30 protein-coding genes are annotated in these 23967 nt (G+C 39.1%); 5 read left to right on the forward strand and 25 right to left on the reverse strand.

Annotated elements, in window-relative coordinates; all coding sequences use genetic code 11:
- The first annotated feature begins 54 nt into the window (after positions 1-54).
- From ACNJYY_RS15590 to ACNJYY_RS15600, 3 genes are read left to right on the forward strand one after another with little or no spacing between them, the layout of a single operon-like run.
- Positions 55-270 (forward strand): helix-turn-helix transcriptional regulator, encoded by a 216-nt coding sequence (locus ACNJYY_RS15590; protein WP_416729187.1) that lies wholly within the window; start codon positions 55-57, stop codon positions 268-270.
- Between the two features lie 47 nt (positions 271-317).
- Positions 318-479 (forward strand): hypothetical protein, encoded by a 162-nt coding sequence (locus ACNJYY_RS15595; protein ID WP_416729188.1) that lies wholly within the window; start codon positions 318-320, stop codon positions 477-479.
- A 17-nt stretch (positions 480-496) separates the two neighbouring features.
- Complete coding sequence (locus ACNJYY_RS15600; protein ID WP_416729189.1) at positions 497-1249, forward strand: hypothetical protein; 753 nt, start codon at positions 497-499, stop codon at positions 1247-1249.
- Between the two features lie 275 nt (positions 1250-1524).
- Here ACNJYY_RS15600 and ACNJYY_RS15605 read toward each other — a convergent pair whose 3' ends face one another.
- The 22 genes from ACNJYY_RS15605 to ACNJYY_RS15710 form a co-directional block, all read right to left on the reverse strand.
- Complete coding sequence (locus ACNJYY_RS15605) at positions 1525-1776, reverse strand: hypothetical protein (protein WP_416729190.1); 252 nt, start codon at positions 1774-1776, stop codon at positions 1525-1527.
- Complete coding sequence (locus tag ACNJYY_RS15610; protein ID WP_416729191.1) at positions 1769-2020, reverse strand: hypothetical protein; 252 nt, start codon at positions 2018-2020, stop codon at positions 1769-1771. The genes ACNJYY_RS15605 and ACNJYY_RS15610 overlap by 8 nt, the downstream gene beginning before the upstream one ends.
- 12 nt (positions 2021-2032) lie before the next feature.
- Entirely contained in the window at positions 2033-2596 is a 564-nt protein-coding gene (locus ACNJYY_RS15615) for an N-acetylmuramoyl-L-alanine amidase family protein (protein WP_416729192.1), read from the reverse strand.
- Between the two features lie 2 nt (positions 2597-2598).
- Positions 2599-2940 (reverse strand): DUF948 domain-containing protein, encoded by a 342-nt coding sequence (locus tag ACNJYY_RS15620; RefSeq protein ID WP_416729193.1) that lies wholly within the window; start codon positions 2938-2940, stop codon positions 2599-2601.
- A 37-nt stretch (positions 2941-2977) separates the two neighbouring features.
- Positions 2978-6883 (reverse strand): phage tail spike protein, encoded by a 3906-nt coding sequence (locus tag ACNJYY_RS15625; protein WP_416729194.1) that lies wholly within the window; start codon positions 6881-6883, stop codon positions 2978-2980.
- 29 nt (positions 6884-6912) lie between these two features.
- The gene (locus ACNJYY_RS15630) at positions 6913-7086 is read right to left on the reverse strand and encodes a hypothetical protein (protein ID WP_416729195.1); all 174 of its coding nucleotides are present in this window, start codon (positions 7084-7086) and stop codon (positions 6913-6915) included.
- Positions 7086-8603 (reverse strand): distal tail protein Dit, encoded by a 1518-nt coding sequence (locus ACNJYY_RS15635; protein ID WP_416729196.1) that lies wholly within the window; start codon positions 8601-8603, stop codon positions 7086-7088. Before ACNJYY_RS15635 ends, ACNJYY_RS15630 begins: the two co-directional genes overlap by 1 nt.
- On the reverse strand, positions 8604-12839 hold the full coding sequence (locus tag ACNJYY_RS15640; protein WP_416729197.1) for a phage tail tape measure protein: 4236 nt from the start codon (positions 12837-12839) through the stop codon (positions 8604-8606).
- 201 nt (positions 12840-13040) lie between these two features.
- A complete protein-coding gene (gene gpG / locus ACNJYY_RS15645) occupies positions 13041-13400 on the reverse strand; it encodes a phage tail assembly chaperone G (protein ID WP_416729198.1) in 360 nt (119 codons plus the stop codon).
- Positions 13401-13468: 68 nt separating this feature from the next.
- Positions 13469-14056 (reverse strand): major tail protein, encoded by a 588-nt coding sequence (locus ACNJYY_RS15650; protein ID WP_416729199.1) that lies wholly within the window; start codon positions 14054-14056, stop codon positions 13469-13471.
- Positions 14057-14071: 15 nt separating this feature from the next.
- A complete protein-coding gene (gene gp17 / locus ACNJYY_RS15655) occupies positions 14072-14446 on the reverse strand; it encodes a tail completion protein gp17 (RefSeq protein ID WP_416729200.1) in 375 nt (124 codons plus the stop codon).
- Positions 14443-14829, reverse strand: coding sequence for an HK97-gp10 family putative phage morphogenesis protein (locus tag ACNJYY_RS15660; RefSeq protein ID WP_416729201.1), 387 nt, complete (start codon positions 14827-14829; stop codon positions 14443-14445). Before ACNJYY_RS15660 ends, gp17 begins: the two co-directional genes overlap by 4 nt.
- Positions 14822-15151 (reverse strand): phage head closure protein, encoded by a 330-nt coding sequence (locus ACNJYY_RS15665; RefSeq protein WP_416729202.1) that lies wholly within the window; start codon positions 15149-15151, stop codon positions 14822-14824. Before ACNJYY_RS15665 ends, ACNJYY_RS15660 begins: the two co-directional genes overlap by 8 nt.
- Positions 15129-15458: a hypothetical protein gene (locus tag ACNJYY_RS15670; RefSeq protein ID WP_416729203.1), complete on the reverse strand. Its 330-nt coding sequence runs from the start codon at positions 15456-15458 to the stop codon at positions 15129-15131. The genes ACNJYY_RS15665 and ACNJYY_RS15670 overlap by 23 nt, the downstream gene beginning before the upstream one ends.
- Before the next feature lie 21 nt (positions 15459-15479).
- On the reverse strand, positions 15480-15755 hold the full coding sequence (locus ACNJYY_RS15675) for a head-tail connector protein (RefSeq protein ID WP_416729204.1): 276 nt from the start codon (positions 15753-15755) through the stop codon (positions 15480-15482).
- Positions 15756-15775: 20 nt separating this feature from the next.
- A complete protein-coding gene (locus ACNJYY_RS15680; RefSeq protein WP_416731893.1) occupies positions 15776-16999 on the reverse strand; it encodes a phage major capsid protein in 1224 nt (407 codons plus the stop codon).
- A 50-nt stretch (positions 17000-17049) separates the two neighbouring features.
- The gene (locus ACNJYY_RS15685) at positions 17050-17811 is read right to left on the reverse strand and encodes a head maturation protease, ClpP-related (RefSeq protein WP_416729205.1); all 762 of its coding nucleotides are present in this window, start codon (positions 17809-17811) and stop codon (positions 17050-17052) included.
- Positions 17780-19003, reverse strand: a complete 1224-nt coding sequence (locus ACNJYY_RS15690) for a phage portal protein (protein ID WP_416729206.1) — start codon at positions 19001-19003, stop codon at positions 17780-17782. The genes ACNJYY_RS15685 and ACNJYY_RS15690 overlap by 32 nt, the downstream gene beginning before the upstream one ends.
- 18 nt (positions 19004-19021) lie before the next feature.
- Positions 19022-20755: a terminase large subunit gene (locus tag ACNJYY_RS15695; RefSeq protein ID WP_416729207.1), complete on the reverse strand. Its 1734-nt coding sequence runs from the start codon at positions 20753-20755 to the stop codon at positions 19022-19024.
- Positions 20736-21107 (reverse strand): hypothetical protein, encoded by a 372-nt coding sequence (locus ACNJYY_RS15700; RefSeq protein WP_416729208.1) that lies wholly within the window; start codon positions 21105-21107, stop codon positions 20736-20738. The genes ACNJYY_RS15695 and ACNJYY_RS15700 overlap by 20 nt, the downstream gene beginning before the upstream one ends.
- Before the next feature lie 265 nt (positions 21108-21372).
- Positions 21373-21672, reverse strand: coding sequence for a DUF6527 family protein (locus ACNJYY_RS15705; protein ID WP_416729209.1), 300 nt, complete (start codon positions 21670-21672; stop codon positions 21373-21375).
- Between the two features lie 3 nt (positions 21673-21675).
- The gene (locus ACNJYY_RS15710; protein WP_416729210.1) at positions 21676-22023 is read right to left on the reverse strand and encodes an HNH endonuclease; all 348 of its coding nucleotides are present in this window, start codon (positions 22021-22023) and stop codon (positions 21676-21678) included.
- A gap of 128 nt (positions 22024-22151) precedes the next feature.
- Here ACNJYY_RS15710 and ACNJYY_RS15715 point away from each other — a divergent pair, with 128 nt between their 5' ends.
- Positions 22152-22370, forward strand: coding sequence for a hypothetical protein (locus ACNJYY_RS15715; RefSeq protein ID WP_416729211.1), 219 nt, complete (start codon positions 22152-22154; stop codon positions 22368-22370).
- A gap of 250 nt (positions 22371-22620) precedes the next feature.
- Here the strand turns inward: ACNJYY_RS15715 and ACNJYY_RS15720 are convergent, their stop codons facing one another.
- The 3 genes from ACNJYY_RS15720 to ACNJYY_RS15730 are packed head-to-tail and all read right to left on the reverse strand — an operon-like array spanning position 22621 to position 23619.
- Positions 22621-22791 (reverse strand): hypothetical protein, encoded by a 171-nt coding sequence (locus ACNJYY_RS15720; RefSeq protein ID WP_416729212.1) that lies wholly within the window; start codon positions 22789-22791, stop codon positions 22621-22623.
- 48 nt (positions 22792-22839) lie between these two features.
- Positions 22840-23238, reverse strand: coding sequence for a DUF2441 domain-containing protein (locus ACNJYY_RS15725; RefSeq protein WP_416729213.1), 399 nt, complete (start codon positions 23236-23238; stop codon positions 22840-22842).
- 18 nt (positions 23239-23256) lie between these two features.
- Positions 23257-23619, reverse strand: coding sequence for a DUF2513 domain-containing protein (locus ACNJYY_RS15730; RefSeq protein WP_416729214.1), 363 nt, complete (start codon positions 23617-23619; stop codon positions 23257-23259).
- A 93-nt stretch (positions 23620-23712) separates the two neighbouring features.
- Here ACNJYY_RS15730 and ACNJYY_RS15735 point away from each other — a divergent pair, with 93 nt between their 5' ends.
- Complete coding sequence (locus ACNJYY_RS15735) at positions 23713-23949, forward strand: DUF2188 domain-containing protein (RefSeq protein WP_416729215.1); 237 nt, start codon at positions 23713-23715, stop codon at positions 23947-23949.
- Positions 23950-23967 lie beyond the last annotated feature (18 nt).

The following is a 23967-nucleotide window of genomic DNA, read 5'->3' on the forward strand; positions in this document are numbered from 1 at the left end:
GTAAAAAGGACTACTTATTTTTGTATAGAATTATTTTCACTGAGGTGAATAAAGATGATCATAGAAAACAAACTTCCAGAAGCAATAGCAGCTTCTGGGTATAAGAAAGGATTCGTTTCACAAGAAGCTAAAATAAGCAGAGCAACCCTAACCAACCTGCTTAATGGGTCACACCCTACACTTCAAGTTGCTTATAGAATTGCCGATGTTATAGGAAAGAGAGTTGATGAAATATGGATTCCGGTAAGACGTCATCAAGATACGGAATAATGTTCACAGTAAAACACCCTACTAGTGTTACAAGGAAAATCACTGTAATGGATTTTAGACTGGGTAGGACGATCACATTTGCACAAGATGAAATCCATGGAGATGAGATGGAGGATGATCTGAAGGATTTTATGAGAGATCAACTTGCAAAGGTTGAAACTGGTTATTGGGATTATACAGGGAAGCATACAAAAGGCCATAAGGCTTAGAATGAGGAGTGAATAAAATGAAACGCAAATTAATCATGGGAGGATTATTAACTTTAAGTCTTGCTTTAACAGGATGCAGTAATAGCGGAACTACTTCAGGTGTTGCTAAAGATAATAAAACCCCCAATGAGGAAAAAAAGACAGATAAAAAGGAAAACTTACAATCCCCCACAATACAAGAAGAATCAATAAAAGTTTATAAATCTCCTTATGATGATAATGTTAATGAGTTTAGCTATAGTGCTATTATAAAAAATGAAGGAGAAGATTTATTACGTATATATCCTTATACACTAACTGTACATAAAAAAGATGGCACTGTTGCCGATACAGTACCTGCTTTCGTAACTCCCATGTATTTAAGACCAGGTGATCAGGCGTATGTTTCTGCCTATGGACCTATAAACGGCTTAGATGAAACCAATTACAACAAAACAACAACAAATATTGATTACCAAAAAACAAATAAAGAATTGCTTCTTTTAAAGCCTGAGAAAGTATTATTCCAGAAACCTCAAGGTGAAATAGATAGTGTCGGAAAAGTCACCGGGATACTTCTTAATGAAACAGGAAAATTAGCTAAAGACATTGAAATTTCAGCTGCCATGTTTGATAAAGAAGGAAAGCTATTATTGACTACACAAGGTTATGCAAATAACGATTTAAATGATAAAGAATCAGAAGGCTTCTCTCTTGATATTTATTCATCTAAGGAAGTCCTTGATCAAGTTGTTACAGTAGATGTGAAGGCCCAAGGATTTATCGAATAGATCATCAAACAAAAAAAGCCCCTCCATTTCGGAGGGCTGCTTTTTTATTGTGTATAATATTTTCTATAAATGTTAAAAATAAAAGTAATGCCAATGCATTAACAAAAGGACCCTTTGCACCTGCCCGGTTCGTATAGGGTTCTTTTGCTTTTTAATTTTGTAACATCTAAAAGTAAGTAGCATATACTATATTGCTGAGAGCAACCTCTTAGTGCGCAAGTATCACTTTCTCGAGCTTCCGATTATTGAACCCCTCTCTGTCATGGGGTTCTTTTTTATTTATTCGGTCTATATAAACCTTCTTGGATAAGAGCCTGCTTCTGTTTCTTTCCTTTTGGTGACACAAATGTATTCTTCCACACACCATATAACGTCCAGAACATAAACAAAGTCAACATGATAAAGTTAACATCCACATAAGGAGTTAGATCAAACCCCCATGCTGCTTTTCCATATAACACTAACCCTGTAGCCCATGCTGATAATAAAAGTGACCAATCTTTCCACGTTTCAGGTTTCTTAAACATCTCCATTCAGCTCCTTTAATTTTGCTTTAGATGGTGTTTCATATTTCACATAACCTTTCATGTTCGTCACCCAGTGATCGCCACCTACGTTATACTGACCACCATGTTTCTTGTCATAGCCATAAACTCTGTAAGATTCACCCGGCTTCAAAACACGTGCACATTTTAGACGACCCTTACTGTCGCGTTTCCATAGATTAATTTTCTTTAAGATTTTTAATCTTCCGATCTGACCTGGTTTCATAAGGCTGCCATTTCAGTAAACTTGCTTTTCTTTTTTTGGTTCAGTCGCTAATGCCATTTTGTAAATCTCTTCTTTAACGTCATTTAGGAACTGACTATAGGTGATGCCATGTTTATTTAAGGCATTGTCCGGGTCTGTCCGGCGTTCTGGATCAAGTTGTTTGTGGCTCGCAATCTTTTCATGTGGATCCCAGTTATATTTGCGGCATAACCATGCCCAAAACCACACATATCTTTTATAAGCTTCAATAAAGTTAATGCCACCGCCCCAGCAAAGCTCAACACCGATTGCCGCATCATTGGCATCTTCACCAAAACGAAGATTGTCATAAGGTTTCTGATACTGTACGTGGTACGCTTTTTCATTAAGTGGGATAATCACTAGAATTTCCTTGTCATCAATAAACACGTGGGCACTAGCATTAGGCTGATGGTTGTTAAAGTACAACATGTTCTGCCTTGCTGTAGATCCACCATTTCCTATGTCATGAGCTACACCAAAAAGAGGACCCTCTAATGGGGTCCCCGGTCTCGCATTTCCATGCTTAATATAACCGTGCATAATTTCATATGTCATGTTTAATTCCTCCCTATTTCTAATGGTTGAAATGTTCGTTTACTCCGAATATCGTGAATGCTGTCAAAGCGATCTTCGAGCTTTTCTATTCGTTCTTGAATTTTTTCTTGCGTCTCATTAATTTTCTGAAGAGAATCATTTTGTCGCTCTATAATGATAAGTAACGCTTTTTCTCTCTCCTTTGCCTCAGTCCTAGACTCTCGATAGATTTCATCCAATTTATTCTGATTATGTTTAAATAACCAAATGGCACTAAGCAATAAAAAGATGAACAGAATAGCCCATGGATTTTCTGCTTTAGAAATTTGTTCTGCAATTTTTACATCAGCCCCTGTCCCTGTCATGACTGACCTCCTTTTAACCCCATAATAAAAAGGAACCCTATAAAAGAGTCCCCTCCACCTTTTCCAACCTTTCTGTAAGCTGCTGAATGATTCTCCCTTGGTCCTCAACTGTTCTTTCTAGTGCTTCTATCTGCGGATTATGTCTCTCATACAGTTGTTGAAATGCACCGATGACCTTGGAAATCAGAGAATATAAGTTGATTTCATACATTCCATCTTTATCGACTAACACGATGTCTTGTGGCCCATCTTGTGCCATAAATCCAATTCTTCGATGTTCATCAAGTGGATCGATAAAATAATTGAACTTTTTTAAGGAGATGTCTAACATGTCTTGTAGATCATCGGCAACGTGGTCCTCAACTTGGCATTTTAACCTTGCATCAGAGGAACCTACGGTTGTTCCATTAATCTTACCTAGCACCGTCAAATCCTTATCGACAGTCACTGCTGAAGCAGATAACCTTAATGGTCGATAAGAAGAACTTCTTCCGATATAAAAGTTCATGAACGTATTGTCGTCACGAGTATGGAAGTCCCCTCCTATAATGTCTCCACTCGATCGCAATTCTCGACCTTCTAATTCTCCTGTAGCTAAAGCATAGGCTGCCTCTTCTGGGAGATAAGCTGTTGGTGTGTTTCCTTCAACCAATTGAATACCATCAAAGCATGCCCAGTTTATGCGTCCACCGATCGCAATCTCAATGTTGTTAGCATTAGAAGGTGTGGTAAACGTGCATGCAACTCTTGCGAAATGGTTAAAACCGTATCCATCTGCTGAATCTGCGACACTCGTAAATGAACCAGTTATTTCACTCAAATAGGTAGAACCGTTATAGTATCTGATTCGGTATCTTGATGTGGCATACGATACACCTGAGGTGTTTCTTACGCTCCTTCCTACATGGGCAGATAAGGTATATGTTTTGTTTCCTTCAATCTTGGTATCATCTACTTTTTGCACAATGTAACTGGTAGTACCAATCACAAGCGTCTGCCTTCCGAATCCAATACCGTTGTTATTCCCTGACCTTAATCGGATGTTACTTCCTTCTAATGTCCAATGAGGGGAATAATCAATACCCCAATCTTTATTTGAGATGTCTGGATTGGAGAGATTTCTGCGAATTAATTCGAAACTATGATCATTCAACAGGTTCTGTTTCGGCTGTAAATTCCATGTCTGTTTACTATCCGGGTCTTGGACTAGGAAGTTGCCAGATTGAACAATGGCGGATATCAATTCACCAGAGAATTGACCATCGACAGCGATGAGCTTACCGTTCGTATCCACATAAAACATATCAACCCAAGAACTGGATGTCGTCGCCCGTTTTTGAATCTTGAATCCACCTGTAGCATTGGCAATTGATCTCACTAAATTATCAGAACGAAGAACTGTTAAACCATTATCAGGATCAATGGTAGTACCATTATAGTTTTTATCCTGATGGATGATTTCTTGAGGATTCGGAGACCAACCAGAAGGGATGTTGGATTTTTCGAGCTTGACGTTTTTGATCTCAAACCATTTGCCGGTTCCAACCTCTCTGGAAGCAATTAATAGGTATCCTTGTAAAGTACTCCAATCAGCAACATCAGTAATGACAACACTTTTAAATTCTGTTGTTGATAGGGAAACCGATGTAGGTTTAATGAACTGGTTAGCTCCATCAACTCTCATGAAATACAAGTAGTTAAAAGTTGTAATGTTCCCTCTAGCTTCAAAAGATAAGGTGTACGTTTCACCTGCTTTATACTCTGTCTTTCTATCTGTAGTTCCATGAGTAGCACCGAAATACGTTCCAGATCCAGTAGATGTTACTTTTATTAAATCTGTCGGCGAACCGTCTGTTTTGACTAGCGTGCCATTTGCACTTGAGACGTTAACGAATCTTTTTAACAATGAATCAAACATAAGGTTTGTTCCATCCACTATAACGTTGTCATAGAGAGGGCTCCATTGATAATCAGCAGCGTTTGTTGATTCCGTAGGAGTAGTCTTGTTATAAGCGAGACCTAGATACCTTTTTCCATCAGGACTATCACTCATGCCTGCACCGGTTTCCTCGTCGGCATACTTCACCCAAGTATATGTGGTTTGTCCGTCAGTACCTGGCGCTCCTGGCACACCGTCAGCGCCTTTTATAAGACTCCACGTATAATCAGTAGCTGTGTTGGATTTAACACTTGTGGGCTTATTATAGGCGAATCCTATATATGTTTTTCCAGAAGGAGAATCGGATATCCCTCCACCAGCTGGAGTATCCGCATATTTTACCCATGTATACAAAGTTGGCCCCGTATCACCTTTATCTCCTTTTATCAAAGTCCAAGTGTAATCAGCTGCATTATTGCTTTCAGTAGCCGTAGTTTTGTTGGTCGCGATACCAATGTACTTTTTCTCGGTTGAACTATTGGACATCCCTCCACCAGAAGCATCATCTGCGTATCTTATCCACGTGTAAGTTGGTTGCCCATCATTACCTGCAGGTCCCGGAACACCTTGATCGCCCACAATCTTCGTCCATGTGTATTCAGTAGGGTCTAAAGATTGCTCAGCCGTTTCCTGATTATGTGCAATCCCCATGTATTTCTTTCCTGCTGGATTATGAGACATGTTAGAACCCGCCTCACTATCCGCAAACATGATCCATGTATATAAAGCTTTTCCTGTCGCCTCAATCCAAGCGTTCTTTTCATTGCTCCATTTTTTCCAAACGTAGAAATCTGGATTTGACATGTCCAGCCAAAGAATGGATTTATCAGTGGGTGGCGTTACATCCTTATGAACGGTTTCTTTTCCTTCTACTATTCCGATTGTCGCAGTTAGTTTCTTTTGCATGGATCGAACAATGGAAGGAATGGTTGCGGTTAAAGGAACAAACTCTCCTAATACAGCTTTATCCTTTGTCGGGTCTGTATACGATCTGGTAAGAGAAATGATTCTAGCAGACAAAATAAGTTCTGGAGTGAACGTAAGATCAATTACTTTTACGTCATCTCCAAGTCTAACGGCTTCATGAGAATAGTCAGATAGACTCTCTAACAGAAGCACATCCACTTCGTATGTGTACCGCGGATTATTTCTACGCTTCAATTCTTTTTTCGTTCGATTCAGCAGATCGGCAGGACTTTCAGCGTCGTTATCTTCATATACGCCTAATAAGTGCACTCCGTCTTTTGTCCAACGGTCAAGAGCTTCGTCATCTCCTACCCAGTCTAAATTGTTGTTGATAGAAGCGAACGTCATTCTTTTTCCTGATTCGTCTGCTTTGCCCAATCCAATTAAAGCTGTAGCGATGTCATGGCTGTTCTCTACACGCTTTAAGCCTTTGATATCCTTACGATACTCAAAACGCTTCCCTGTATCCTGCCCTCTGCGATTAACTAAATCTACATAGCGCCCTGATATCTGATTATGATTCAGGGTTATACGATATCTAAATTCACCCTCAAATTTCTTCGCAATCTCGTGAATAGCTGCGATCGCTGTTGGATATTCGGTGAAGCTGAATGATTGAGCTCCTAAGTACTCGCAGATGCCGCCTTTCCACTTTGTCCCTTGAAGTACGTAATCAAGAGATGTTTCTGCATCCCATCCTGTCATTACTTTGGGACGAACGATCGCGCCTCTTAATTCAGAAATGGCGGCATTCTCACAGATTACCTTTTTGATGTAAGTGGCATTAGAATCAAGCCTCTCTTCTGCAATCTTGATTTTAAAGAGTAGATAATTCCCGTCATCATCCGTCCGTGCAACAAAGTTTTCAGCCACCAGATACTTAGAACTTGCATGCTCTAAAGGGGCTTCAAATTCGTAAGTAGAGGAGAAATCTTCGATGTTTTCAGCATGAACATCGTTCCAATATGGGCAGGCATTAGGGCTTGTGTTATTTAAAACGGCTACCACTTGTTCTTGTGTATTTAAGATAAAAAGCATGATTTCAGCTCCTAACAAAAAGAGACACTTTAATAAGTGTCTCTTGCTCGTTCATTTGATTTAATTAAATTTATAATCGGTTTTATAAGAGCTTTTCCATCTATATCAATACATGCTTTTGTGCTTTCTGGAGTTTCTTCTAAACGTTTTTCCAACTTCTCAATACGATTCTCCAGTTCTCTAATTTTCTTTTTATAAAACACTATAAGTACCTCCCTCTATGAAAGACTTGTAATGAACACTTATCAGCCGGTTCAAAGGCAATTTGATTTTGACCAGCTGCTAAATGGAAGAACTCACTGGAGATATTTAGTTCCTCTAGGAATGGATCTCCATTTAGATAAACAGCACCTGTCTCACAATCAATTTCAATCTCGTCACCAGCACTTACGATCTCTGGTACATCGATTTCTGTAATCGTATTAATCTGCCATAGTTTCACACTTGAGATGTATGCTGTTTTTATGAAGGGTTTAGTGCCATGTTGAGCGAGATGAACGGCCACTCCTGCTACCTTGTCCATGTGTTGATTGTTTTTATCTGTCCAATTTATGGTCATTCTTGCGAATCGTCTGCCCGTTGCAGGGTCAATTCTCCCTATGTGAGCACTCCACTTATTACCGACTCTCGAAAGCCTCAGTACTCCATAAAAGTTGGCATAAGTTGAAAAACCATCTGTCACGGTATCTGTTTCAGTAATGGTCTTACCTTTCACTTTCTTTTTCACAGTAACTTTTCGATTCTTTTTGACGACATTCCCAATGTAAGCCATGAGCATTTTCCCGCCCAAGAGTTTTCCGGCTCTTGCTTCTACCATCGTTCTCTCATCGCTCCATGCATCCTTCAGTCCAATTTTGCCGATAGCGACACCGTTACTATCCAACACGTAGATTTCAAGACGCCCCACCTCATTCTGTTGATCTGAATAGAAGCCTACTACACTCTCCATCTTAAAATCTTGCACAGGAGTTTGTAACATGCGTTTTAAGCTTGGTCCGTGCCACGCAGAACCCGTTCCGTATGAGTTGGCACTAAACGCTAAGCCACTCGATTTAAAGCTTCCTGACACCGAACCACCATCAACTACTGTGTTGGCTATCCAAGACGAAGTAGAGCTCATGCCGTCATTAATGAGTGCGACTTCTTTTGGCACTGTAATCTCTTCCACACCTGCTGGACTGCCAATATGAATGTGACTTTCTTTTATAGCTACGGAAAGAAAGGTGGACGGCTCATTAAATTTAGCTAAGAATATAGGTGGTGTTTTCTCTTGCCCTCCTATGGTTGTTAGGATAGGGGAAGAGGTATACGGCGAAGACTCTTTATTAGGACCATACGCATAAGGGTCTGGACAATAAAATGTTAAAGTGATTTTTCCTCTGTTAGCGAGCGTTGACTCTATTTCAGTTGTCCCACCTAAAAAGGCAAAGAAGGACTTATCCGGTTCAGCATCAAAAATAAGTTCTTCCTCTTCTTCAGACAACAACCAAGAAGCTATTAATCTAGCTTTCTGGATAAGCTTTGTTTTATTTACATCTTTAATCGCAACGAGCACTTTAAACTCTCGTACTCCTAAATCACTTCCAAACCAATAAGAACCTGGACGATTGGGAATACTAATAGACTTGTCGTTTAAAGGTGGTAACATGGTTCGTAACACTTTTAAAACGGTAATGCCAAAATCATTGCTGTGTTTTCCTCTCCACACAAATCCGTTCAATTAATATTCACCTCTCGCTCTACTCGATTCTGTTTGTTTTCTTTTTTGAATAGCACTTACATCATCGATTAATTCTTCAGCAATGATTCGTCCATTTAAGACGGATTGAATGATGATCGGTTGAGGTGCTCCGTTTTGTGTACTATTTGTACCTGGTGTACTGACATTTAAATGAGCATTTAATTTTTCGTTGATTAGCTCAGGTAGTTTACTACCTAATGAAAAGCCCGAACGGTTTAATATTGGCATAGAGGCATGGGCTAGTTGTAAACCTAATCTCTCAACCTGAGACAGACGCCCTTTCATCCCAACTTCATAGCCCATTGCAGTGAACATTCCTAGCTCTTCAGTCTTCTTTGAAGGAGATTTTTGTTTAGTCTCAGTTTTAATGGCTTGCCAAGCTGAACGCGCAATACTTGTTGCTGCTCTAATGACACCAAGCTCTCCTCCGAATATCCCACTAGCAAACCCTGCTGCTACGTTAGCTCCTAAAGTTGAAGCATCACTTACTTTTAGATTGTTTCTAGCTGCACCTGCAACTTTACTTGCGGCGGTCCCTGCTCCTCGTTCCCCTGAAGTAATTCCTTTTGTAAAATCACTCGTTGCCTTTCTACCCCCACCGTTGTCACTTGTTAATCCAAGAACTGCTGCGGTTCCAGATTTAATGAATCCTGCGGCAGTTAAGACTCTGTTTTGATTCCCGGAAATGCCTCTTTCCATATCAGAAGTAGATTTCTTGCCTCCACCACCGTCTGAAGTAGAACCTAAGATATTCTGTATGCCTGCCTTAGTGGAGGATGCTGACTTCTCAACTTCTGGACGACCGTTATTAATACCCTGTGAAAGAGTTAACGTAGTTGATCTACCCTCAGCTGATAAATCTATTTTGGCTCCTTCCTCCATAAGAAGTTGAACACCTTTGACGAACGTATCGATGTCAATCTTCTTACTTTGCAATCCAACTAATAAACTTTGTACATTCTGTTGGCCAGCTTTTCCAAGATCTACTTTTACATTGCTTTGAATATCTAGCCCTAGCTGTCTTGCTGCATCTTCTACACTAAAAAAACCAAGGTTCATCCCTTGGAGTAGTGTGTTTATATTTTGTTGGCCAGTCTTAGTCAAATCAAATGTAGTCGCTGATTCTAATCTGCTTTGATATAAGAAATAAAGCGCATCAATATCAAACGTTCCAGATTTAAGACCTTCTACAAAAGACTTTACCGATGTTTTCCCATAAGGTCCAAGATCCACATCCATGTTCTTCTTAAGATTTAGTTGAAGCTTCTGAGCGATCTCTTCTACTTTTAATTGTTGTAGACCTTTATGGTATGAAGATATGTCCTTTAATCCTTCATCCGTAAGACTTCCTTGACCTAGTTGAGCTTTCATTGAGTTGATGCTCGCAATCGCTACATCACGAATTGTGTATTGGCCACTTTTCACACCAGATACAAACTCATCTACTTTGACGACTCCTGCAGAGCCTAAATCAACCGCCTTGGTGCCATCCATCAGACTAACAGATATTGCTTCTCCTGCAGCCTTGGCTACTTTCTTATCTTGTTGTAAGCCTTTAAATAGACCTTCTGTTGCTGAAGGGAGAGATTTTCCGAACTTCACTACAGCTTCATAATGCTCTTTAGCAGCCAATGTACTATCTTGATAATTATCACGTAGCTTTTGAGTATGCCGGTCATTATTAGCATTAATGTCATCCTGCTTAGCGAGTACGCGATCACCTGAATCTAAATACGATGTCATGCGGTCTTTTTGAGCTTTGGTTAACCCTTTTTCTAAGTCTAATTCCTCTGATTTTTTACCTAATGCCTCCTCAACTTGCTTTGTTTTTGTAAGTTGATTGCTATAAATTGCACTTTCTTGGAGGCTGTATTGATAACTAATTTGATCAATCAAGGCTGCTTCTTGTTGATGATTATATCCCATTTGTTCTGAATACTTTTTAGCCTTATCTAGATCCTTATCTCTGGCCTTTCCAATTTCCTGGAGAGCTTTATTGCTAGTTGTATTCAGTTTCTCAATTTCTTTTTGTGCTTGTTTTAATGAGACGCCCTTATCAATTTGATCAAATGCCTTATTAACAGCTTTTAACTCTGTAATGGATTTTGCAACTGCAGTTCCGGTAGTTGAATCGAATTTTTCCCATGCGCCCTGGTACCGTTGAAAATCTTTCGCTGACATATCAAATATGTTGTTCCCATATTTAGAAGTCAGTTCATTCATCGTGGATTCAGCGTCTCTAATCGCCTTTTCCTTTGTTTTGTAATATTCTTCTGCATCTTTTTTAAGATCTTGCTCTACTCTTTGAACACCTTCATTTGAAGCGTCTCCAAAGAATTTTGCCATAAACTCATTAAATCGAGCTTTATCTTTTTCTAATGCTTGCATAGCTTTATCGGCTAACTTTGCGAATTCAGCTTGTGCGTTGTCTACAGCTTTCTTTGCTTCAGCGCCAGTCGAAAAAGCTAAATCGTTCAAAGCTCCAAGTGCTCTATCGCGCATCTTTACATATCCATCTGCAGCCTTCTTTGTTCCCTCAGAAACTCCCTCGCCAAAATTACGAGCATCTGACTGTGCTTTCTTCGAGTCATCAGAAAACTTGTTAATGATGGATATTAGACCTGAGACTGCAATCCCACCGCCTATGATGACACCTGTGATTGGATTGGCTATTGCTAGAATTCCAGCAACTGCAGCCCCAACACCAAGAGCCCCGGCTGATAAAGCTGTAAAGTTCACAATCATGTCCTTTGTCGAAGGTGATAGATTAGTAAACCAATCAACTACATCACTTGTACCTTCTGCTAGATCCTTAAGCATAGGAATTAAGGCTGTACCCATTTCAATTTGAACCGTTTCAAAAGCTCCCTTAAGTTCTTCCACAGTCCCTTTTAAGTTGTCCATTCGTTCTGCTGCTACATCTGCGGCAGTCACCTTGTTCATGGCTTCTGCCATGTCTTCTATACCTTTAGCTCCTTCTTTGAAAAGGATGGTACCAGCACGAATGGCATCTGATCCGAACATTCTCCTTAACTCATCACCACGTTGTTGAGGATTTAAATCTTTTAATGCTTCGTGTAACACGCCAGCAATCTCAGCCATTGATTTTATGTTCCCTTGAGCATCAAAAAAAGCATTGCTGCCGTCTTCGGCTGCAATACCTAAATCAAACATTGCTTCATTGGCATCTTTTGTGGCTGGTGATAAGTTCATTAACATTGTTTTTAAAGATGTACCCGCATCGGACCCCTTAAGACCATTTTGGGCAAATAACGCTAACGCTGTTGATGTATCTTCAAAAGACAATCCTACCCCACTCGCTACAGCTGATACCATAGAAAGACCATAACGCATCTCCCCAACGGATGTTGCTGAAGCATTAGCTGCACCGGCTAAAATATCAGCTGCGTCTGCCACTTCTAAATTGTCATCTTTAAAAGCATTCAATGCGGTAGAAGCAATTTCAGCAGCATCTGCTAATTCAAGTTCACCGGCTGCTGCTAAACTCAAAGCACCCTCTAATCCACCATTAATAACTTGATCAAGAGTTAATCCTGCTTTTATTAGCTCTTCTTGACCTTGTGCTGCTTCTAAAGCAGAATACTTGGTTGCCGCACCGACTTCTAAAGCCTGGTCTTTTAATTTCCTCATCTCTTCAGCTGTTGCTCCCGATACAGCACTTACACTAGACAGCTGAGCTTCAAAGTCCATTGCTTTGTTTACTGCTGATCCTAATGCTACTGTAAGTGCTCCAGACATAACACCGAGAGCTATTGCTGATTCATCTGCAAACCCTCGTAGTCGGTCTAAACGAGTACCTAGTCTTTCTACGGATTGAGCTTGTGTATCCATTTGCCTGTTTGCGCGGTTAAGGCTACCTTCAAAATTCGTTAATACAGCTCTTGCCTTATTTAGTTCAACAGCAAGGTTTTGTGTCTGCTTCGCATTGGCCCCTATTTCTTTAGAGTATTTATCGTGTGCATTTTGGAGTAGTTCTACTTTTCTACGTTGAAGATCAATCTGTCTGCCTAAGTTTACAGCTTGATTCTTCGCTTCATCTTGGGAACGGCCAAAAGCTTTAACTTTTGCTGAACTAGCTTCAAACTCAGATTTAACCACTCTAAGTTCCCGGTTTATTGATGCTACACCCTGTCTAAAATCACTCTGATCTAGTTTGACATCACCTTTAATGGTTCCAATCGTTTCATCTGGCATTTATAACACCTCACCCTATTCCAAAAATGCCTAATTGATCAATAAACACCTCATCGTCTTCAGAATCCTCATTGTTTAGATCATAGACAAGGAGCTCAATATAATAGACAATATCCATTTTATCGATGTCTGGAAGTTTCCACCCGTCCCTTAAAAGATTGTTGTAAAGTGCTTTTACAAAGTCCCTCGGTTCGAGTGGTTTTACTTTTTTCCATTGTTCGTATCACTATCGCTTTTTGTTTCAAGCTTGCCAAGAGGATTAGAAACTTGTCCGATGATTCCGTTCACGATTGCCCAGGATTGATCTACTATACGTCTTGCATCACTACCGTTTTCGTATTCATCCGTTGTGAACTGTTTATCGAATATCTGAACAATAAATCCATAAAGTTCGTTTAGTAACGCTTTTTGCTCCTCGGCTGACACACCTTCCTCAATTAACTTCTTAAGGAACTTCCCTCTTTTTTCTTCTAGATCTATTGCGCGTCTGAACATATAACCTGAGATGAAATCTACTGAAAATGTTTTCTTTTCGTCGTTTATTCTTAATGTTAATTGCATGTTAATTCCTCCTATTTCTTTTAAATACAAAAAAAGGGGCAAACGCCCCTTTTTAAAACTAAGTTATTTTAAACTTGTGGAGCAGTAGCGTCCGCCGGTGCAATAACCTTCGTAAACCAAGTGTTAGCTAGTGTAAACGCTGTGTCACTCGTGTCTCCAGACACCTGCCAATTCTTATCAAACTCACGACGTACAAATTTAGCTTTCAACTTAGGGTGCTGAAACTCAACTTTATCTTGCTTAGTTTTATGTTCGCTTTCTAAGAGGTCGAATTTCCCCTTATAAAGCCATACAAATAGCTTTGATCCGTCAGACTTTGGAGCTTCAAAACCAATTGCTACGTAAGGGGCAATATCATCTGTTCCTTTTACAAGCAATCCATTCTGGTATTTATGGCCAAGAAGCTTTGCTTGAATATCGAGAGGTAATGAAGTCGTCTCAATTTCAACATCAATCTCTCCTAAGGCTGAGGCAGTATCTACTGCTCCATCGTCACCATAGTCGGTAACAGAATCTGTCTTAGGAGTTATTTTCACATTTACTGCTGGAGCGATTAGTTCAGGCACGTCATAAGTGGCCGCACTTGAATCATCTTTTGTCTGAAGGGCAAAGTGGAGTTTCTTGAGTCCTACTTGCCCTGATTTACTAACTGTCATATGTTTCTTCCTCCTTTAAAGGTTTGCGCTATAACGCATTGGTTTGTGATAAACACCTGTGTCTTTCTCATAGAGCTCAGTTACAAAATATCTTTTGAAATTATGAGCTCTCATTGTCTTATTTACTTGGTTGGAAATCTGGGTTAATAGACTTGGGTCCATTACCCATATAGAGATTTGTATATCAACCTCACTTGCTGTTACATCATCATCAGCATAGTTTGAATCGACATTATTAATCTCAAAAAAAGTAATCCGAGGATAATCATCTGCTCTAGGAGCTTTTAAATGATAAATCCTCGGATTTTCTTCTACATCCTTTCCAATGAGAGCTATAAGGTCTTTGTTACCTTCTAATGCAGTTGTTATTAATGTTTTGCTATTGATCATAAACCCAGTCCATCCCTTAACTCATCTGCCATAGCTTTTATCACTTTGTCCTTAGACTGAGCAATACTACGGTCTACAAATGGATCAGGTGTCATTTTAGAAGTTCCTAATTCTAAAAACATAGCATAGAAGGACCCTTCACCTGGACCTACTTCAATGACCTTTTCTCCACCCTTACGTTTCACCTTGCTAATTTGGATGTTATCTTTTAAATGCACATCATGCTCACTGTTAGGATCAACCGGGGCATTGTCTGACATCACTTCCTGAAGAACTTCAGCTCCAGCTCTTAACGCATTATTCTCAACACGTCCGGCTTTTCTTCCTAGCTCATCAAGCTTTCTTGTCATCTCTTCAAATCCGGAAAGTTCAATATCAGCCATTGATCAGAACCTCCTTACACATCAGGATTAATTCTTTATGACTCTCTTCAGGATCAATAGGAGGAGAATTCAGTTCAAAGATTCGATCATTGTACTTAACTCTCATATCAGCCGTGACATTTTTTCGATATCGTATCCGGAATCGAACTAAAGATTCGGCACTAGCTGCAGCAGCCGCTAAATATTCTCTACCCCTTAAAGGTTCAACTGCCGCCCACACTGTTTCTGTATCTAACCAAGATTCTTTTGTATTAGATTCAGCGTCACGGGTAAATCCCTTTCTTTGAAGCGTGATTCGCTTATTCAGTCTTCCCGGATTCATCTTTTTCGTCCTGGCGAAGAGAGTCGATGTGTTTTAGAACGGTTTTACGGTTTTTATCTTCTGACTCCAATTTATAGATCGTATCAAGGTCTTCTAGTGAAGTTTTTTCTGTAATTGAATCGATTACTTCGTTCGCTGTACCAGCAAGAAGATCTTCCATAGGATCAATTTTTTGTTCTTCAAGATACCCAAGTTTCTTTAACTCTTCGAATCTCTCAGAATCGGCAGTATAGAAAGAGCCTTTGTCATGCAAAATTTTCGTATTCTTATCAATAAAAGTCTTAGTAACCACATATTTATTTGCCACAATCAATCATCCTTTCTGGTTCTAAATAATTGGTGTTGAATAATCTTTTAACTTCAATATCAAATCTTGATAAGGTTTGTTTAACTTCTCAATTTTTGAACTAGGATCCCGGTTTTCATAGTGAAGGGAAACATATAGCATAACAGCTAATTTGTAATGAGGTTTGTTAGATTCAGGAACTCCAGAATCTTTAAGATCTTCTTTAGCCGCAGAAATAAGAAGAGTGAGGAGACCATCGTCCTCACTCCCATCTATTCGTAACCAGTTCTTTAATTCATCAAGCGTAAGGTCGAGCATTCATTATGCCCTCCAATCTATTAAACTGTTGGAGCTGCAGCTACTTTCGCGATTCGGAATGCTGATTTCAACTTGATCTTATGATCGAACCAAGCTGTCAATACGAATAATTCAATCCCTGTTTTCACATCTTTATCGCGGTCTTTCAACATTTCAATATCATAGTTGAAGTGTGAGTAACGGAAGTCACCAACGATTGGATCTACAGCTGCATCTACAAATACTACAGGTTTGCCAAGTACTCTTTCAGGTGGAGCATCGTAGTATGTCGTGTTCCCATTTGCTAGGGTCTCGATAATATCAGAGTAGTCACCAAAAGACATAAGAATCTTGGCATTATCACGATAATCCTCATGTAAAGAAGCAATCGCAGCCTTGATTGCCTTATACTTCGTTTCTCCTGTTACTTCTGTAATCCCAACACCGTAGAAAGACATTGACTCTTCTCCTACTTTAGGCGTTTTTGCAAGAGCAACTTTCTTTTCTTTTGCTGCAAGGCCACTTTCTAAGGCTTGGTCTACAGTTTGTACCAAATTCACATCAGATCCTTTAAGGATTGTTTCAGAAATCGGTACAAACACCTTAAATTTATTACGGCCAAACACTACAGTATCTCCAGTTGCCTGCATTTCTTTTGCAGTCTCTTCATCTGCAATGAAGTCATCATCACTTAACTGAAAGCTGATTTTAGGCACTTCAAGATTTGTTTCATTAGTGAATGTAGAGATGTCTCGCAATGGATTCTTTACAAATGGCTCATGTAAAAGCTCATCAGAAACCGTTTTAGGTAGAAGCTTTTCTCCTCCGTTGCCCTTTCGATCAGAAAGGGCAGCACGAGCATCCTCAGTCATGCTGCGACCTTGCATGGTTGCGCGAATCATTTCTGCTTTAGCTTGAACCTTTTGTTGTTTTGGATCTTCAATAGCTGTAATCCCTTGATTCTGTTCAAATTTTGCTTTTTGCTCAGCCTCAAGACTATCATGTTGTTCTTTAATCACATCAAAACGCATTTTCAAATCAGACTTAGATTGTTGTAAAGCTTTGATATCATCCATAGAAGCATTTGGATCGATGGCTTTTTGTGAAAGATCATCTTCAACTTTCTTTAGTTGCTGGCCAACTGTTGCAAGGTTCTGTTTGAGCTCATAAAGAGTCTTATCACTAAAGAATTGCAGGGATTTGATAGGCAGAAAGGCTTTGAATGGTTCTTTCTTCGCTTCTGCTCCTTTGCTGCCAAACACCATTGCTACTAACATTACGAATAATTGTTTTACTGTTGTCATGAAATTCATTCTTACATTCCTCCTAAAATGGTATCGAGATAAGCTAAATTAGCTTTCGATTCTTCTGCTATTTTTTGCCGTTCAGCCATTTCTGTAGCTGAAATTGATGCTTTTTGCTCACCAAGTAGCTGTTTTGGTACGTTTTTATACTTCTCTATGAACTCTTCACTAATGGATGCGGCCATTTGATTTTGTTCCTGAACCACATCACACAAGCCGTACTCCAATGCCTCATCAGCAGATAGCCAAGTTTCAGCATCAAGCATTTCTTGTAGTTTTTCGTCAGTGAGTTTGTCACCAGCTTTTTGGAGATATGTTTGTTTGCTTGAGCTGCTGATTCTGTCTAAGTCGTCTGCAACTTTCCTTAATTCAGAAGCGTTTCCCCAAGCAAATGTCCAAGCGTTATGGATCATTAACATTGAGTTTTTAGGCATAAAAATAGTGTCACCCGCCATAGCGATGACACTCGCGATTGATGCTGCTAAAGCATCCACATATACATTTACTTTAGCTTGATGTCTCTTCAGCATGTTATGAATTGCAATACCCTCAAACACGCTTCCCCCCGGAGAGTTCACATAAAGATTAATTGTTGAAACATCACCAAGATTATCGAGATCCTTCTTAAAACTTGATGCAGACACATCGGTATCATCCCACTGATATCTTACAATGTCCCCATAAATAAAGATATCTGCTGAATTGGAACCATCTGTAGACATCTTCATCTCCCAAAACTTCTTAGGTGAGCTGTTCTTGTTTTCCTTCCCCATTACTTTTATCACCTCCTTTACGTAATGTAGGGTCCATTTCTAATGGGTACATATCTCCAGAAATCCAAAGTTCTGCAGCTTGTCCTCCTCTTGGAGGCAAGTCTTCAAATCTTCTAACTTCATCCCTATCCATCGCCCCACTTCGAAGCATTGCTTGATAGAAGTTTGTCCTTGCAGCTGTATCCCCACGAAGCAATCCGCCCATGTTGAACTTAAAATAAAAACCTGCTTTACGATCAGCGGGTGTGAGCAATTTTCTGTTTAATTCTTGTTCATACTGGCGAACTGTCGGAGTTAATGACATCTGCACAAACTGTATCATCAGCTGTTCATTACTTGAGAAACCACCTTCCACTTCATTCAAGAAAGAAGTCGGGACATTAAATACATTAGCGACACGTGAGCGAGTGATCCGTTCAGAAGAAATGATATCAGAAGCAAAGTACTTTCTATCAATCTCATCAATAGTTACACCAGGCTCACGGAAGAGTATCCCACCATTTTCGGTATAAAACCGCTTGAAATCATCAACGATTTGTTGTCTTTTTTCTTTATCAACATTAGTTGCATAGGTAAGGATAAAGCTATCCTTCTTTTGCATTTCTGACAAACTAAATTCTTGAATAGATTTATCAAAATCTAGCGTGTTCCTTAATACTTCAAGTGGGTTGATTCCTTTCCATCTACCGGCACCGCTAATATGCTTTACATGGAACATATTCATATTGTGGAAGTAGTAATCTTTTCCGTTACCTATAACTTTGTACCACAATTCCCCATCATCGTTATTAATAAATGGCGTAACATTGCTTGAGTTGATAGGTAAAAGTTGTTCTGGCTGCATCCTAATGTCTCTTCGAATGATTGCATATCCATTACCTGTTTCATTCCTCGACACTTCAACCTTGTTAAAGATCTCAAAGCTAGTCATATTAGGATTTGGATTATTGATTACCACATCTGCAGCTTGGTTCATTTCAAGATCATAATTCTTATACAATTTGATAGGAAGTGAGGATAATGTGTTCGCTAAACGGCTAATAACACTGAAAATCGTCTCATTTGTGACTAATTTTCCATTATCTATCCCCCAAAGCGTCTTCCCTGCCCAGTTGGTAAAATCATATCCTTGACCACTCCAACCAGCAACTGCAGCTTTAAATGCAAATTTAATGCGACTTAAGAAGTTCAATTTATCACCACCTTTCCATTACTTAAAGAGATCTTTAACAGATAAGAATTCTATGTTTCCGTTACCCTGAGGTTGAACTAACAACTGCATAACTTCTGTATGAGCATTTAATAAAGCCGCAAAACCATCTATTTTTCTGTATCTATTTTGTTTTTGTGGTAACCAACTGCCATTTTCATGTTTCTTTAACTTCACATTGTTGATGTACCACTTTAATAATGGGTTACCGTTAAAAATAACTTTGGCTTCCCTAAAGAGCGTTTCGATATCTCTAAGCGGTGGTGTAAGTGTAACTGGACCCTGAATTACCTTCTCGCATACAAATCCATAGTTCTCAAGATCCTTTACTACTCGGAATGCTTTAGCACGGTCATACATGATTTTTTCAATCTTATATAATCCCGACTTTTCCACGAACCATTCAAAGACAAGTTCCAAAGGAATATATTCTTCATCGACAATTGTTAGGAGCCCTTTGGCTTCAAGATCGTGATAATCAATCTTTTCATTCCCCGCTGCAACTTTTGCCTTCGGTATCCAGGAATGAGACAAAACAAAAACCTCTCCAGTATCAAGAGGAAATTCTAAACAGGCACTTGTAAAATCATCTGAATCCGAGAGGTCAAAGCCCCCTACACAACTCCTATTAATAAGCAGGTCTATATCCAGATGCTTTCCCACATTTCTCTTTAATATCTCGTAATCTAGGAAGGACTGCTCACTGGAATTCACAAACATATTAAACCGTTTAGTAATAAAGTCGTTTCTTTCTGCTGGAGTGCGCTTTGCTTTGTTCCATTCTTCAATCATGTCACTTAGCTTTATGGAAACTCCTAGATTTGGATTAGCTTTAATCCACATTTCTGGTTTTTCAAACTCGCTTGGATCATCAAGCTCTGCTAAATAATAAAATGTTCTTTCATCGATTTCTTCACCAGTTAACACCTCAACACCCTGCTCGTAATAATTAACTAAAGGACCATCTAATTGATAACCAGCTGTAGTGATATAAATGAGTAACGGTTGTTCACGAGATCCCCTCGAGTTTTTAATAACATTAATCAATTTATAGTCTTTCATCTCGTGGATCTCATCAAAAACACCAATATGGGTCGATAAGCCATCCAATTTTTCTGAATCAGAAGCTTGTGGTTCAATTTTAGAAAAGGTCTTATCAAAATGAATGGCATCCCTTAATGGTCGAAAATGCTTCCTCAAAAGAGGTGAAGCCTTAATCATTGCCTTCGCTTCATCAAATAATAACCTGGCCTGTTTCATTGAGTTTGCCAGCAGAGGGATATCAGCTCCGCTTTCACCATCTTTACTCACACCATACAAGGAAACAGAACTAATTTTTGTTGTTTTTCCGTTTTTACGGGCAACAAAAATAAGACCCTCTTTAAAGCGTCTTAGTCGTGTTTCTTTATGAACCCACCCAAACAGACTTCCAATGGCAAAGTGTTGCCAAGCCTGCATGATAAGCTTTGAAAAATTCCCTTTTGAAGGTTTACAGTATTTTTCGGTAAATTGTATCGGTCGATGACCAAGTCCTTCATCAAATACATAAGGAAACTCTTCAGAAAGCACCTTTAATTGTGATCTTTTCAAGTCATTTAGATGTCTCTTACAAGCTAAGATTACATTTTTTGAAGCTAGGATTTCGCCACTCGTTACTTTCTCTGCATACCAGGTTGTAAGCAACTTATCAGAAGGAGTTTTAAGAGTAATTTGTTTAGAAATCTTCGAAGTCATCTACTTCATCAACTACTTCATGCTTGCCCTCGTCAACATCTCTTGGCAAGAGGTTAAATAATTTTTCGCACGCGGATGTGTAACGATTGATCATCGTATTGTATGACTTTTGCGCTGGGTTCTCCACATGCATCTTTTGCGATCCGTTTTTAAAGAGATAAGTGGGTCCTTTAGTTTTGATGTTGTTCTCCAGAACTTCAAGAGTAACTTTCATAAAGGCAATTCGTTCGATTAACCTTTTAGCGATTTTCAACTTCCCATTAGGTAAACCTGAAAAAACCTCCAACAAACGATCCATCTCTTCGCTAATCAATTCATCCTGATTTTTTTTACTTAGCTTTGCCAAATTCACCACCCCCCCTTATGTACGAATTTTTTTACGCGTTGCAAACGATGCGGGAGCGCCGGTCCCCAGAGCCCTCAAATTTGGATTTAAAGGGTAGGGGGGCTATCTACCCCTTCAAGTGTTCGCAAACTTTCAAAATCAACAAGACTAGACAGATGATTAGAGGCCATAACCACCAGTAGTGTATCAACTTCTCTCCTTCTGTCATATGAATCATGTCATGAGCAAACTGTTCCAAGTATTCCAAACTAAGTCACCTCATCCCCAAACATTACACATCATCTTCCATTTCTACTGTTTGACCTGCTAAGAAGTGAGAGCAATCTCCTAAGAATTCAATCTTTCCATCTGTTACAAATGAATGGCAAACGTACGGCTCCACTTTTACTAGTTCTCCGCCTTTACTCATAACCTCATTATAAGGAGAGCTCACCAGTAAAGATGGACGGAAGGTTGGTCTATCTACATCTCCATTAAAGCTCCATCTCTGATCAAAGCCATGGCCCCGGCCACAACCCGGACAATAAAAATACCAGATCCCATCTGATGTCCTGCTTACTTTTTGCCCCATATCCTATGTCACCTCATCATTCGCATTCGACTCTATTACTCTTATCTTCCTCTTAGGCTTCTTCTTGTGCTTACCCTTATAAGCCTTGTCTGGGTGCTCTTTGTTATGGCATGTGTTACATAGACTAATAAGGTTGTCCTCATTTAGAGCAAGCTCTGGCTTGTCCTTCAGCTCTTCTATGTGATGGACCATGTCAGCAGCTGTTAGCTTGCCTTTCTTAAAGCAGTTTTGACAAAGGTGATTGTCACGGATTAACACTAGCTTTCTACATTTCTTCCAAGCTTTACTCTTGTAAAACCTTCTAGACTCGCGATCGCGTTTGTATTTGTCATAAAACTGATTTTGGTTCATTTTATCTTCACCTGCATATTAGAAATAAAATTGTGAATAAAAGGAATTTGTAAAAAATTGTAGAATTGTTATCTTTGTGCTGTCGCAAGCAGCAATAAAACCTTATATAAGAAAGGAGGTTATGCACTTTGGAAAGTATAAAACAACCAACGAGTTGTTCAAATTGTGGCTCAGCCGATTTTGCTCCGGTTTCACCATCTTCAGGAACTTCTTACGTTTTAACAACAGTTGATCAATCGACTACACCGCCTTCTTTTCTTGCAACAAGCGGACTACCAGTTCAGGTTTTTGGATGTATAAAATGCGGTGTATTAACGTTTCATAATCCTTCACTAAGGCTCGATTAACTATTTTGGGAGCAAAGTAGACTCTTTGCTCCTCTTTTTTTATTTCTTGTTGTTACCTCCTGTAATTAAAACGCCCTCAGTAATCACATCTGCTTCTATGTGTGACTTGTCTTTTAACATTGTGTTCACTCCTTTAATTTTATTTACTCCAAACTAGACCCAAGCTTAAAGTTTGGTAGCCAACGGTGGCTTTATTAGGCGCACCTCTAAGGCTTACTGGAATCTAGTTTGCAGCAAACAAAAAAGCACCCTAATTAACAGGTGCAGAAATTTTTAATCCTAATTCCTCTGGTGTATGTATAGACTCTACAGTTGCAAATCCTTCAAACAGCCATTCTTCCTCTATGTTATTAGTGCCTGAAGCACCAGCCCAATATTTGAATGCTTGTTCACGTATAAAGTTTAAATTTTTACTGGTCAAGGAAAGAAACTGCTGATTAGTTTTATATATCTTCCCTGTTAATTTCAATTAAAGTATACGTCCGTTTATATATTGCCACCAATAACTTAGGATTTCCTCATTCACTGGCATTACCCATAGACATTTTTGTCGTGAAGGTAAGTTTGGAAAAAAGTCCGCTCTTACTTCTTCAAATACATATTCTCTTGCTAACTTTTTATAATGATTAGACACATTCAAGTAATTATTTAGTGTGTAGATTAACATATCATTTGGCACATCTTCATTTTTGTTCAATAAAGTCAAAATAGATTGATGAAGATCATTTGGGCAATAAACATCCGTTGTATCAAAGTGACTCACGAATTCGTTTTTCTCTTTACCTATAAAATATGTTTTACCAATTTCCCATTGATTAGTTTGTGCTCTCTGAATGTGGTAATAATATTCGTTTTCAATCAACTTCAAGTTCCATACCTCTTTTCGCTATTTGAAACCAAGTTTCTTTAATGTCCATTCTTTTGCAACTTCTATTGCTACACTTGAAACAACACTCAATGGCAAAGACTTAATCGTCTCTCCTAATCTGCTTTTCAAGTTTGCATACAATTCATCATTTCTAATCGAGCCTAAAAAATCATGTCCTCTCATTGTAAGGTTTCTTACCAAATAGGGTGCCTGTATAAGTTTTTTTACTTCTAGGAAACCTACTTGATCTAATAAATTCAAATGGTAATTTACTTGTTCCTCGGAAAATCCTTCTAATGACAACGTTACCCATGAAGTAGCACTTTCTTTTTCTTCTATTTCTAACAGAATATTTCTAATCAAATCCATATCTCTTTTCAAACCCTCACCTCCTTTCACCAAACTCAATTCGCCAATAGGAAGGAATTTCCTCTAATTGTGACGAAATGTGTAGAATTGAAAAGAGGTGATAAAATGACAAAGAAAAAGCCACCGGTTCATACTGTTCCGAATAAAAATGGAACTGGTTGGAACAATGTGCAAGACGGAGAAGTAATCAGTCACCATCGCACTAAGGATAAAGCTGAAGAAAAAGGTAAACAACAAGCAAAGAAAGATCAAACAGAACATAGAATACACAAAAAGGATGGAAAAATCGGTGAGTCAAATAGTTATGGGAACGATCCAAACCCACCAAAAGACAAGAGATAAATAAAAAACCACCTTTCC

The organism is Fictibacillus tiangongensis (assembly GCF_048083785.1).
Taxonomy (GTDB): Bacteria; Bacillota; Bacilli; order Bacillales; family Fictibacillaceae; genus Fictibacillus.

Coding starts and splice junctions, on each gene's coding strand:
- ACNJYY_RS15705 (WP_416729209.1), bottom strand. CDS start 21,672: ATGGGGCAAAAAGTAAGCAGGACATCAGATGGGATCTGGTATTTTTAT.
- ACNJYY_RS15595 (WP_416729188.1), top strand. CDS start 318: ATGGATTTTAGACTGGGTAGGACGATCACATTTGCACAAGATGAAATC.
- ACNJYY_RS15640 (WP_416729197.1), bottom strand. CDS start 12,839: ATGCCAGATGAAACGATTGGAACCATTAAAGGTGATGTCAAACTAGAT.
- ACNJYY_RS15600 (WP_416729189.1), top strand. CDS start 497: ATGAAACGCAAATTAATCATGGGAGGATTATTAACTTTAAGTCTTGCT.
- ACNJYY_RS15685 (WP_416729205.1), bottom strand. CDS start 17,811: ATGGGGAAGGAAAACAAGAACAGCTCACCTAAGAAGTTTTGGGAGATG.
- ACNJYY_RS15605 (WP_416729190.1), bottom strand. CDS start 1,776: ATGTTTAAGAAACCTGAAACGTGGAAAGATTGGTCACTTTTATTATCA.
- ACNJYY_RS15620 (WP_416729193.1), bottom strand. CDS start 2,940: ATGACAGGGACAGGGGCTGATGTAAAAATTGCAGAACAAATTTCTAAA.
- ACNJYY_RS15615 (WP_416729192.1), bottom strand. CDS start 2,596: ATGACATATGAAATTATGCACGGTTATATTAAGCATGGAAATGCGAGA.
- ACNJYY_RS15660 (WP_416729201.1), bottom strand. CDS start 14,829: ATGGCTGATATTGAACTTTCCGGATTTGAAGAGATGACAAGAAAGCTT.
- ACNJYY_RS15610 (WP_416729191.1), bottom strand. CDS start 2,020: ATGAAACCAGGTCAGATCGGAAGATTAAAAATCTTAAAGAAAATTAAT.
- ACNJYY_RS15665 (WP_416729202.1), bottom strand. CDS start 15,151: ATGAATCCGGGAAGACTGAATAAGCGAATCACGCTTCAAAGAAAGGGA.
- ACNJYY_RS15695 (WP_416729207.1), bottom strand. CDS start 20,755: ATGACTTCGAAGATTTCTAAACAAATTACTCTTAAAACTCCTTCTGAT.
- ACNJYY_RS15625 (WP_416729194.1), bottom strand. CDS start 6,883: ATGCTTTTTATCTTAAATACACAAGAACAAGTGGTAGCCGTTTTAAAT.
- ACNJYY_RS15710 (WP_416729210.1), bottom strand. CDS start 22,023: ATGAACCAAAATCAGTTTTATGACAAATACAAACGCGATCGCGAGTCT.
- ACNJYY_RS15590 (WP_416729187.1), top strand. CDS start 55: ATGATCATAGAAAACAAACTTCCAGAAGCAATAGCAGCTTCTGGGTAT.
- gp17 (WP_416729200.1), bottom strand. CDS start 14,446: ATGATCAATAGCAAAACATTAATAACAACTGCATTAGAAGGTAACAAA.
- ACNJYY_RS15675 (WP_416729204.1), bottom strand. CDS start 15,755: ATGCTCGACCTTACGCTTGATGAATTAAAGAACTGGTTACGAATAGAT.
- ACNJYY_RS15650 (WP_416729199.1), bottom strand. CDS start 14,056: ATGACAGTTAGTAAATCAGGGCAAGTAGGACTCAAGAAACTCCACTTT.
- ACNJYY_RS15680 (WP_416731893.1), bottom strand. CDS start 16,999: ATGGTGTTTGGCAGCAAAGGAGCAGAAGCGAAGAAAGAACCATTCAAA.
- ACNJYY_RS15735 (WP_416729215.1), top strand. CDS start 23,713: ATGACAAAGAAAAAGCCACCGGTTCATACTGTTCCGAATAAAAATGGA.
- gpG (WP_416729198.1), bottom strand. CDS start 13,400: ATGCAATTAACATTAAGAATAAACGACGAAAAGAAAACATTTTCAGTA.